This window comes from Winogradskyella sp. MIT101101 (assembly GCF_047126865.1).
Taxonomy (GTDB): Bacteria; Bacteroidota; Bacteroidia; order Flavobacteriales; family Flavobacteriaceae; genus Winogradskyella; species Winogradskyella ouciana.
This window is the reverse complement of record NZ_CP138982.1, coordinates 1534462-1546303: the sequence shown is the minus strand read 5'-3', so window position 1 is coordinate 1546303 and position 11842 is coordinate 1534462. Positions and strand designations below refer to the sequence as shown.

General features: G+C 36.5%; 7 protein-coding genes. All 7 read left to right on the top strand.

Features of this window, described 5'->3' with window-relative positions:
- Nucleotides 1-6: 6 nt before the first annotated feature.
- Nucleotides 7-2058: a PKD domain protein gene (locus SIB89_RS07175; RefSeq protein WP_412561703.1), complete on the top strand. Its 2052-nt coding sequence runs from the start codon at nucleotides 7-9 to the stop codon at nucleotides 2056-2058.
- Nucleotides 2059-2088: 30 nt separating this feature from the next.
- The gene (locus tag SIB89_RS07170; protein ID WP_412561702.1) at nucleotides 2089-3003 is read left to right on the top strand and encodes a glucan endo-1,3-beta-D-glucosidase; all 915 of its coding nucleotides are present in this window, start codon (nucleotides 2089-2091) and stop codon (nucleotides 3001-3003) included.
- 14 nt (nucleotides 3004-3017) lie between these two features.
- On the top strand, nucleotides 3018-4406 hold the full coding sequence (locus SIB89_RS07165) for a glycoside hydrolase family 16 protein (RefSeq protein ID WP_412561701.1): 1389 nt from the start codon (nucleotides 3018-3020) through the stop codon (nucleotides 4404-4406).
- Nucleotides 4407-4543: 137 nt separating this feature from the next.
- Nucleotides 4544-8008 carry a hypothetical protein gene (locus tag SIB89_RS07160; RefSeq protein WP_412561893.1) on the top strand — a complete coding sequence of 1155 codons (3465 nt, stop codon included), beginning with the start codon at nucleotides 4544-4546 and terminating at the stop codon, nucleotides 8006-8008.
- A gap of 13 nt (nucleotides 8009-8021) precedes the next feature.
- Complete coding sequence (locus SIB89_RS07155) at nucleotides 8022-9311, top strand: glycosyl hydrolase family 17 protein (protein ID WP_412561700.1); 1290 nt, start codon at nucleotides 8022-8024, stop codon at nucleotides 9309-9311.
- A complete protein-coding gene (locus tag SIB89_RS07150) occupies nucleotides 9308-10327 on the top strand; it encodes a glycoside hydrolase family 2 TIM barrel-domain containing protein (protein ID WP_412561699.1) in 1020 nt (339 codons plus the stop codon). The genes SIB89_RS07155 and SIB89_RS07150 overlap by 4 nt, the downstream gene beginning before the upstream one ends.
- Nucleotides 10328-10338: 11 nt before the next feature.
- Complete coding sequence (locus SIB89_RS07145; protein WP_412561698.1) at nucleotides 10339-11841, top strand: glycoside hydrolase family 30 protein; 1503 nt, start codon at nucleotides 10339-10341, stop codon at nucleotides 11839-11841.
- Nucleotide 11842 lies beyond the last annotated feature (1 nt).

Sequence of the window (11842 nt, the reverse complement as noted above, 5' to 3'; positions counted from 1 at the left end):
AGTGATATGAAAAATATAAGATTAATTTTAGTTAGTTTTCTTCTTATAGCCTTTGTAGGTTGTGAAGAAGATGAACGTGGAACTCAATTTGTAGATAATGCAGATGCTCCAAGCGATGTATCATTACAATTTAGAACTACCCAAGATAACTCTGGGTTAGTAACAATTACACCTACAGCTGTAGGTGCTACACAATTCGAAATTGCACTTGGCGATGGAACAGGAAATACTATAAATTTAGAGCCAGGCGAAAGTATTGACAATGTTTATGCAGAAGGTACCTATACAGTTGGTGTAACTGCGACAAGTATTAATGGCTTAATAACACAGGCTGAGCAACAATTAGTAGTGTCTTTTCAAGCTCCTCAAAATCTTGTGGTGACTATTGAAAATGATGCCGCAATATCAAAACAAGTAAACGTAACTGCAACCGCAGATTTTGCTATGAGTTATGATGTTTATTTTGGTGAGCCAGGTAATGATACTCCATTAAGTGCTAATATAGGTGAAGGTGTCTCATATATATATCAAGAAGCAGGCACTTATACCATTACAGTAATTGCAATGGGGTCTGCAATTGAGACTACGACGTACACAGAAGAGTTTGAAGTAACAGCAATTGAAGCACCAGTGGCTTCGGCGCCTACACCTCCAGCGAGAGCTGAGAGTGATGTTATTGCATTATATACTGAAGCTTATACAGACATAGAAGGAACAGATTTTTTTCCTAATTGGGGACAAGGTGATTGCTGCGGAAGTAGTTGGGGAACTTATGACTTAGATGGCGATGAAATGCTACAATACACAAATATTAGTTATCAAGGTAACCAATTGGCTGCACCAATTGATGTTTCCGATATGGAATTCATACACTTGGACGTTTGGACTGCAGATGTCTTAGAAAGTATTGAGGTTTCACTTATTAGTGTTTCAAATGGAGAAAGACCTGTAGTTGTTGATTTGAATCCTAATGCTTGGACAAGCATAGATATTCCAATTTCAGATTTTACGGATCAAGGAGGTTTTACTGTAGCTGATATACATCAGATAAAATATGTAGGAGACCCTTTTAGTGGTGGCGGAACTGCGTTTATTGACAATATATATTTCTATAAGGAAGCTACAGGTGTTGTAACGGCAGTGATTGAAGATTTTGAAGGTGCAGAACCTGCTTTTACAGTATTTGGTGATATTGCGCCTACTGAAGTTGTTGCGAACCCAGACGCCTCTGGTGCTAATACTACGAGTACAGTTGCTAAGTTAACTAAGTCATCTGGTTCTCAGCCATGGGCAGGAACATTCTTTGAAACGGCTGCTCCTATTGATTTAGTGAGTTATGGAAAAATAAATGTAAAAACTTGGTCGCCAACTGCAGGTGCTGTTGTTAAACTAAAACTTGAAAATGCCGATGCTAGTATAACGCATGAAGTCGACCTCAATACAACTGTAACAAACCAATGGGAAAACTTGTTGTACGACTTTAGTGCTGCACCAATAGCAGATTACGTTAGAGTAGTTATATTCTTTGATTTTGGAAATGCTGGGGACGATTCAATGTATTTCTTTGATGAGATTGAATTAGTTAATGATTCTGGTGCAGGCTCATTAGGCTTTCAGGATTTTGAAGGTGATGCACCTGAATTCACAGTATTTGGTGATATAGAAGGAATCGAAATTTTGGCTAATCCAGATGTCTCAGGAGTTAATACAACAGCTACTGTTGCAAATTTAACGAAGACCTCTGGTTCTCAACCATGGGCAGGAGCATTCTTTGAAACGGCTACTCCTTTGGATTTTAACACATATTCTAAAATCAGTGTAAAAACCTGGGCACCAAATGCAGGAGGAGTTGTGAAATTAAAATTAGAAAATGCCGACGCAAGTATTACTCACGAAATAGATATCAATGCTTCAGTTGCCAATACTTGGGAAGAATTAGTGTATGATTTCTCAGGTGCACCTGCAGCAGATTATGTTAGAGTTGTAATTTTCTTTGACTTTGGTAATCCTGGTGATGATTCAGAGTATTACTTTGATGAATTTGCATTAACTAACTAAACATAGTCTAAAACATTAAAATATATAATTATGAAAAACTTAAAATATATAATGTACAGTATGGTAACTATGTTTTTATTAGTTACTGGTTGTCAAGAGGACGATGTAGAGTTTGGTGATATTGTTGCTCCATCCAATATTCAAATCGAAGTTGATATTGTTGGAGCTGATGCTGCCAACCCAAATGGAGACGGTAGTGGTGTAGTCAATTTTAGAGCAACAGCTAACAACGCTATATCGTACCAATATACTTATAATGGCGCAACATCCTCTGCTCCTAACGGAATGCAGACTTATAATTTTGCGACTTTAGGATTAAACACCTATACCGTGACCGTTGTGGCTTATGGTACAGGAGGTGCATCATCGAGCCAAACGATTGATGTTGAGGTATTGTCCTTATATGAACCGCCTGCAGATTTAATTACAATGCTCACAAATGATAGCTCTAGAACATGGAGGATTAAAAGTGAAGCAAATAGTCATTTTGGTTTAGGCCCTGTTGGTGGTATATTCAATGAGTTTTTTGGAGCTCCACCATTTGACAAGGAAGGTGTAGGTATGTATGATGATCGTTATATCTTTAATGTAGATGGCACGTTTACTCATATCACTGATAATACTAATGATGAAGGTGGAGATGACCCTTCAGGAACTGTGTTCGGACGTGAAGTGCTTATCAATGAACTAAACGGACCTGGTGAAGGAGTTCAGAATGGTGCAGATATTGAAAACTATCCATATTCAGATTATACTGAACAATGGTTTATCACTGCTCCAGGTGGTGTCGAAACATTAAACTTAACAGGAATAGGATTTTTAGGCTATTATATTGGTGGAGATCATACGTATAAATTCGAAATGCGTTCTGCTAATGAAATGGTGTTAAGATCAACTGATGGAAATGGTCAATTTGATTGGGGATTCATCTTAATTGCAGAATAATCAGTAGTTAGAAGATGAGACTATTCAAGTTGAAAGCATATTCAATCTTATTTATAACGGTATCACTTTTGATATTGTGGAGTTGCTCCAGTGATAGTTCCGACGATGGCTCTGGAGGCAACACGCTGTCTAATTTAGTGGTGACTATTGATATTGTTGGTGCCAATACTGCTAACCCTAATGGTGATGGTTCTGGTGTGGTAAATGTTTCTGCAACTGCTACTAATGCGGTCAATTACGGATTTAAATTCGGAAGTGGCGCAGAAGTACAAAATACCAGTGGTACCATTCAACATATTTTTACGGATGAAGGAACAAATACCCATATCTTAACGGTTAAAGCCTATTCAAGTAGTGGGGAATCTATTAGTGAGGTAGAAAGTTTCTCGGTTTACGTAGAAGAAGATACAACCGTTATTGTACCATCAAATCTTGTGGTAACTGCTACAATTGAAGGTGCAGACACTAATAACCCTTATGGTGATGGTTCTGGTGTTGTCAACTTTAATGCGCAGGCAACAGATGCTGTGTCATATGGTTATATTATCGATGGAGGTAATGAAGTTCAGAGTGTAGATGGTACTTATCAATTCACTTTCAATAGTGTTGAAGGTATAGACAATCATGAAGTGACTGTAGTAGCCTACTCAAGTACAAATAACACTATAGACACGTCAGAAACACTTGCAGTATCTTATTATGTTGGAGATCCACCTGTTTGGGCTGATGAGTTTTTTCAAGATGGAGCTCCTAACAGCGAAAACTGGACCTATGACTTAGGTGCAGGAGGTTGGGGAAATAATGAAGAGCAGACCTATACCGACAATTCTACTAATGTAAAGGTTGAAGATGGACGTCTTAAAATTATTGCAAAAGCCAATGGCTCTAGCTACACCTCTTCGCGTTTAAAATCCATAGGACTTTTCGAATTTAAGTATGGTAGAGTTGATGTAAGGGCTAAACTACCTTCTTCGCAAGGGACATGGCCTGCGATTTGGATGATGGGAGCCAATTTCCCATCCGTTGGTTGGCCAAGATGTGGTGAGATTGATATTATGGAACAAACGGGTTGGGACAAAAGTAAGGTCTTAGGAACCTGCCATTGGTTCAATACATCAGATTCTAGTCATGCAAGCTATGGTTTAGAAACTAATGTGACTAACGCTTCATCTGAATTTCATGTGTATTCTTTAGAATGGGACGCTAGTAGCATAAGAATTTTTGTAGATGATGTGCAATACTTTGTGATGAATAGTAGTAGTTCTGCTATCCCAAGTTCACCATTTCAAGATGATTTTTTCATGATACTGAATGTGGCAATGGGAGGTACACTAGGTGGAACAATCGACCCTAGCTTTACTGAAGATAGTATGGAGATTGATTATGTAAGACTTTATCAATAAAAAATATTGTTTTTTCATAAACCTTTTACTGAGTTGTGTTTACTAAAACAATCTAAAGGTCGAGCTGTTGTTCGGCCTTTTAACTAAATGAAATCAAATTGCAATTAGTTCAATTAAATTATTTTAAAGAAGAAAGAATGCATTCGCATAACGACAATATATATATAGGGAATCAACCGGCTTCATTTGATGATGCTGAAGTGCAAGGGCAACTTGTGAAATTGAATGGTGAAGATTATTACAAAATTTCTAATTGTGATAATATGCGACCATTTTTCATGAGCCTTGTAAGTGACTCTAACCATTGGATGTTCATTTCTAGTAATGGCGGCTTAACTGCAGGAAGAAAAAATGCTGAATATGCTTTATTTCCATATTACACGGACGATAAAATAACCGAATCGGCTGAGGTTACTGGAAGCAAAACTATTTTCAGGGTTCATAAAGATGGCAAAACACATTTATGGGAGCCGTTCTCAGATCATTACGTTGGCATATACAATGTTAAAAGGAACCTTTATAAAAACAGTTATGGCAACATGGTTGTATTTGAAGAAACTAACAATGATCTTGGATTAACTTTCAAATACCAATGGAGCTCTAGCAATGCTTATGGGTTTGTTAAGACGTCAACATTGATAAATAATAATTCAGAAGGAATTGAAGTTACGGTATTGGATGGATTGCAAAATATTATCCCTTATGGTGTTGGCGCAGATCTACAAAATCAATACAGCAATTTGGTTGATGCTTATAAGAAAAGCGAATTGCAAAGTGATTCTGGTATAGGAATCTATGCCCTAAGTGCTATCATTGTTGATAAGGCAGAACCTAGTGAAGCCTTAAAAGCTAACATAGTATGGTCGCTCGGTATCGATAACCCTAAAATATTACTGTCTGCTCGTCAACTGAATAATTTTAGAAAAGGAAAGGAAATCCATCAAGAAGAAGACGTACGTGCAGAAAAGGGAGCCTATTTTATATCCTCAGAAATAAAATTAGAGGCTAACGGAACAAGCTCTTGGAGCTTCATTGCAAATGTCAACCAAACTGTCAGCGATATACAAGCTATCTCAGTTAAGATTAAAAATGAAAATCAACTTTTAGAGCAAGTTCAAAATGACATTGATCAAGGAACTGAAAAGTTAATTGACATTGCTGGCGCAGCAGATGGACTTCAATTAGGAAGTGATCAGCTTAGGAATACGAGGCATTTTGCCAATACGCTTTTTAATGTAATGCGTGGCGGAATATTCGATGACAACTATACCATTGAAAAAGAAGATTTTGTAAAATACATTGCTAAAGCCAACAAAACTGTTGCAAATAACAAAGCTGATGTATTAAATGGACTGCCTGAAACATTTAGCGTTCACCAACTAAAAACCTTAGCTAAAGACGATAACGATTCAGACTTTAAGCGACTGTGTTTTGAATATTTACCGTTAAAATTCAGCAGAAGACACGGAGATCCGAGCCGACCTTGGAATAAATTTTCCATTAACACACATAGCGAAATTGATGGTTCAAAAATTCTCGATTATCAAGGGAACTGGAGAGATATCTTCCAGAACTGGGAAGCTTTGGCACATTCGTATCCTGAGTTTATTGAAGGAATGATTCATAAATTCCTTAATGCTTCAACTTTTGAAGGTTATAACCCATACCGAGTGACCAAAGATGGTTTTGATTGGGAAGTTATAGAAGAGGACGACCCTTGGTCTTATATAGGGTATTGGGGCGACCATCAAATTATTTATTTGTTGAAGTTCTTAGAGTTTAGTGAGAAGCACTATCCTAAAAAATTGGCAAATAGCTTCGATGAAAACATTTTTGTTTTTGCCAATGTGCCTTACAAAATCAAGAGTTACGAAGACACCTTAAAAAACCCAAAAGACACTATAGATTTTGACTATAAGCTCAATGAAACTATTGAAAAATCGAGAGAAAAGATTGGAGTAGATGGTGCGTTGTTGAAAGCTAATAACAATGAAATTTATAAGGTCAATCTCATTGAAAAACTTTTAGTCACTGTACTGGCTAAAGTATCTAATTTTATTCCTGAAGGCGGAATATGGCTAAACACGCAACGACCAGAATGGAATGATGCTAACAATGCACTAGTTGGTAACGGAGTGTCAATGGTTACACTTTATTATCTGCAACGATTCTTAAACTTTTTTGAAAAGGTGGTTTCAAGTTCAGATATGGAAACAGTTGCTATTTCAAGTGAACTACATCAATTTTTCAGTACGGTTGTTGAAACCTTAAATGAAAATAAGAATATCCTAAAGGGAGCGATTTCAGATAAAGACAGAAAAACGGTATTAGATGGTTTGGGCAAAGCAGGAAGTCATTACAGATTATCTATATACGATGCTGGATTTAAAAATGAAAAAGAACAAATCTCTAAATCTGACTTGCTGAATTTCTTCAGCATTACAAAATCATATTTAGAGCATACTATAAAAGCCAATAAGCGTTCAGATAATTTATATCACGCCTATAATCTAATGACGGTAGAAAATGATACCGAAGTTTCGATATCATATCTGTCCGAAATGCTAGAAGGGCAAGTTGCTGTATTAAGCTCAGGATTCTTAAGTTCAAAAGAAGCTTTAGACTTGTTGAATGGATTAAAAGCAAGTGCCTTATTCAGACCAGATCAATACAGTTATATACTTTACCCTAATAAAGAACTATCTCGTTTCGTAGATAAAAATAACATTCCAGAAAACGCAATTAAAAATTCAAAATTGCTACAACAACTTATCAGTGATGGTAATAAGCAGGTCATAGAAAAAGATGTATTGGGAAATTACCATTTTAATGGAAATTTCAACAATGCGGATAGTTTGAAATCAGCAATTAAGGAACTACCAGAACAATACAGGGAACTTGCCAAAAATGAAAAACAACAACTTCTCGAAACCTTTGAGTCGGTCTTTGACCATAAATCCTTTACAGGACGTTCAGGCACCTTCTATGGCTACGAAGGATTGGGTTCTATTTATTGGCACATGGTATCTAAATTATTACTGGCTGTGCAAGAAAATTGCATAAAGGCCATTGAGAATAATGAAGATGATAAAATCATTGGTGGTTTATTGGACCATTATTACGAAATCAATGAAGGTATTGGTGTACATAAATCACCAGAACTCTATGGAGCATTTCCAACAGACCCTTATTCCCATACACCAGCAGGTAAAGGTGCACAACAACCTGGTATGACAGGTCAAGTAAAGGAGGATGTACTTTGCCGTTTTGGGGAACTTGGTGTTTTTGTTGAAGACGGTATCATTCGTTTTAATCCAAGTCTGTTAAGAAAAGAAGAATTTCTGAATGCATCAGAGGTGTTTAATTATACAACTGTCGATGGAAAAGCAAAATCGATCCAATTAAATAAAGGAGAGTTGTGCTTTACCTATTGCCAAGTGCCAATTGTATATAAGCAAGATAGCAATTCAGGAATAGAAGTTGAATGGACTGATGGTTCTGTAACAACGTTTCAAGAATTAAAACTAGATGCAGATACTAGTGATAATATCTTCAAACGTAAGGGAGATGTAAAACAGATTATTGTGTCATTGAATAAATAGAAAGTTGAAAACCATGAAGATCAGTATTAAAATAGGAGTCTTCTTTTTAGTAGCGCTATTGTTCTCATGTAATGATGTCAAAAAAAACGACAATGATTCAACAAATATAAAAGCAAAACAAAGTTTGAGCGCAGAAGATATTTTAGGAAAACCAGAGTATTTAGCAATTTCTTATGGTGGCTATAGGTCCCAAAGTAGAGATATACAACCTACTATTGAAGAAATTAAAGAGGATATGAAAATCCTCAATGCTATGGGAATCAAAATACTGAGAACGTACAATGTTCATTTGCCTCACGCTTCAAATGTGCTTAAAGCTATAAAAGAGCTTAAGCAGGAGGATTCAAATTTTGAAATGTATGTCATGCTCGGTATTTGGATTGATTGCAAAAATGCTTTCGATTGGTCAAATGGCGAACCAGACCATGATGAGGAGAGTGAAAGAAATCCTGTAGAAGTAAAAATGGCTGTTGAACTTACAAAAGAGTATCCAGAAATTGTAAAAATTCTTGCAGTTGGTAATGAAGCTATGGTTAAATGGGCAACGGCATATTATGTGCAACCTGGTGTCATCTTAAAATGGGTGAACCATTTACAGGATTTAAAAGAGCAAGGAGAATTACCTAAAGATCTTTGGATTACAAGCTCCGACAATTTTGCCTCTTGGGGAGGCGGAAGTGAAGAATACCATGTCGAAGACTTAGAAAAATTGATAAAAGCGGTCGATTATATTTCCATGCACACCTACCCAATGCACGACACACATTATAACCCAGTATTCTGGGGAGTTTTAGATTCTGAAACTGAATTGTCCAAAACAGAAAAAATAGATGCAGCCATGCTACGTGCAAAAAAGTACGCTGTTTCTCAATACGATAGTGTTGTAGCTTATATGAAAAGCCTAGGGGTAAATAAGCCGATTCACATAGGAGAGACAGGTTGGGCAAGTCATTCAGCTGAACTTTACGGAGATTCGGGAGCTATGGCAACTGATGAGTATAAGCAAGCTTTGTATTATAATCATATGAGAGATTGGACAAATGCAGCAGGTATGTCTTGCTTCTATTTTGAAGCTTTCGATGAGAACTGGAAAGATGCTAAAAACCCTAAAGGCTCAGAAAATCATTTTGGCTTATTCACCATAGACGGAAAAGCAAAATATGCACTTTGGGATTTGGTAGATAAGGGAGTTTTTAAAGGATTGGGAAGAAATGGAAAACCTATTACAAAAACATATAATGGAAACAAAAGCAGATTGATGAAAAATGTTTTGGTTCCTGAATTAAAAAAAACCGCACAGTGAAAAATTTTCTAACTTTTTTGGTCATAGCATTTGTACTACTGTCTTGCGAGAGTAAATCCCAAAATACTACGGTTACTGTAAAAGGCCGTCATATTTATGTTAATGACGTGCAATACATCATTAAGGGTATTTGTTACCATCCCGTACCGAAGGGCAGTGGCAACCAACGCGATTTTGGAAATCTTACACAAGATCTTGCTTTAATGAAAGAAGCAGGCATCAATACCATTAGAGTTTATGCGCCCATTGAAGAAAAAGAAGTGTTAGATGAAATTGATGAGGCAGGCATTAAGGTAATCATCGGCTTCGGATATAATCAAGGTGGTAAAAACGACATCGTGTCTGGTACATTCATAGATTACATCAATACATATAAAAATCATAATGCCATTTTAATGTGGGAATTGGGTAATGAATATAATTATCACCCAGAATGGTTTGATGGACAAATTAAAAATTGGTACAAAGCCATGAATGATGCAGCTAATCTAATCCATCAAAATGATAAGTCTCACCCAGTAACGACAGCCCATGGCGATTTACCAGATACTTTGGCACTGACTATGAGCCCTAATATCGATGTTTGGGGAATGAATGTTTATCGCTCAGTAAGACCAGAAACGATTTTTAAAGAGTGGAAAGAAGTTAGTGATAAACCGATGTATTTATCCGAAACAGGGGCAGATAGTTATATGCAAGTTGCTAATGAAGGTTATGAGCAAGGTGTAAATGAAAAAGCACAAGCAGATGCTACCGAAATTATTTTAAAAGCAACTTTTGATGGTCAAGATATCTGTTCGGGTGTCACATTGTTTTCATTTACTGATGGTTGGTGGAAAGCTGGTAACAATGACGTGCAGGATACTGGAGGAACTGCACCTAATAGTACAGGAGTTCCTTTTGATGGAAGCCCTAACGAAGAGTATTGGGGAATTGTGGATATAGACAGAAATAAGAAAGAAGTGTTTTCAGTCGTGAAAAAGATTTACAGAAATGTAAATAAACAAGATAATTAAAATTACATCGTATGAAAATATTCAAGTGCAGTCTAGTGGTTATTTTAATGTTTGCTGTTATGAGTTGTAATTCTGAAAAAAATGATAACCTAAGAGTTGAGATTTATGAAACTTCTGCTAGTGGTAATAAACTAACAAGAATAACAGAATATTCGGAAGTGGATTCTGCTGCTGTGATTAAAATACTGCCAGAACAAAAATTTCAGACCATTACAGGGTTTGGTGGTTCGTTCACAGAATCATCTGCGTATTTGTTGAATAAGCTCAGCAAAAAAAATAGAGATACAATTCTTCAAGCTTATTTCTCTGAGGATGGTGCAAACTATTCATTAACTCGAACTCATATTGCTTCATGTGATTTTTCATTAAACAATTACACATATGCACCTGTTCCTGATGATATGGAATTGAAAAATTTCTCGATAGAAGAAGATCGAGAGGATTTAATCCCAATGATAAAGGATGCTATGGCAATTTCAAAAGATGGTTTTGGTATTATTGCTTCACCATGGACAGCGCCACCATGGATGAAAGATAATAAGGAATATGTAGGTGGAAAATTACTACCAGAATATTACAATGTCTTTGCACTCTATTTTTCAAAATACTTAGATGCCTATAAGGCAGAAGGTATTGATATTTGGGGATTAACACCAGTTAATGAACCACATGGAAACGGAAACAATTGGGAAAGTATGCACTTTTCACCTCAAGAGGAAACTGATTTTGTTCAAAACCATTTAGGACCAAAATTAGAAGCTGACGGAAAAGGTGAAGTCAATATTTTGGGTTATGATCAAAATAGAGATGGCTTAAAAGAATGGGTGGATGTAATGTTTAAAGATGAAGCATCCTCAAAATATTTTGATGGTACAGCAATTCATTGGTACGAGAGTACTTATGATGTTTTCCCAAAAGCATTACAATATGCACACAATAAAGCACCGAATAAATATTTAATTGAAACTGAAGGTTGTATAGATTCTGAAGTACCGGCTTGGAAAGACGATTCTTGGTACTGGAAAAAAGAAGCAACAGATTGGGGTTATGATTGGCGAGAGGACGAAAAAAAATACTTGCATCCTAAGTATGCGCCAGTTAATCGCTATGCTAGAGATATTATTGGTTGTTTGAACAATTGGGTAGATGGTTGGGTAGATTGGAATATGGTATTAAACCGACAGGGAGGTCCAAATTGGTTTGAGAATTGGTGTGCGGCACCAGTTATTGTAGATGAGGAGGCGGATGAGGTTTACTTTACGCCACTTTACTATACCATGGCACATTTCAGTAAATATATAAGACCAGGAGCAGAAGTTATTGGCGTGGACAATTCAGCTGAGACACTTCAGGTTACTGCTGCTAAAAATCCTGATGGCTCAATAGCTGTAGTGGTGTTTAATGAAGGTAAAGAACCAAAAGATTTTATGTTGTCTCTTACTGAGGACAGTGTAAAATTAAGTATAAGTGCGCAGGCAATTCAAACGATAATAATTCCATCTAAACTCAAATAGA

What these genes read in the sequence shown, in the direction of transcription:
- SIB89_RS07175 (WP_412561703.1), top strand. Translation starts at nt 7, where the DNA reads ATGAAAAATATAAGATTAATTTTAGTTAGTTTTCTTCTTATAGCCTTT.
- SIB89_RS07170 (WP_412561702.1), top strand. Translation starts at nt 2,089, where the DNA reads ATGAAAAACTTAAAATATATAATGTACAGTATGGTAACTATGTTTTTA.
- SIB89_RS07165 (WP_412561701.1), top strand. Translation starts at nt 3,018, where the DNA reads ATGAGACTATTCAAGTTGAAAGCATATTCAATCTTATTTATAACGGTA.
- SIB89_RS07160 (WP_412561893.1), top strand. Translation starts at nt 4,544, where the DNA reads ATGCATTCGCATAACGACAATATATATATAGGGAATCAACCGGCTTCA.
- SIB89_RS07155 (WP_412561700.1), top strand. Translation starts at nt 8,022, where the DNA reads ATGAAGATCAGTATTAAAATAGGAGTCTTCTTTTTAGTAGCGCTATTG.
- SIB89_RS07145 (WP_412561698.1), top strand. Translation starts at nt 10,339, where the DNA reads ATGAAAATATTCAAGTGCAGTCTAGTGGTTATTTTAATGTTTGCTGTT.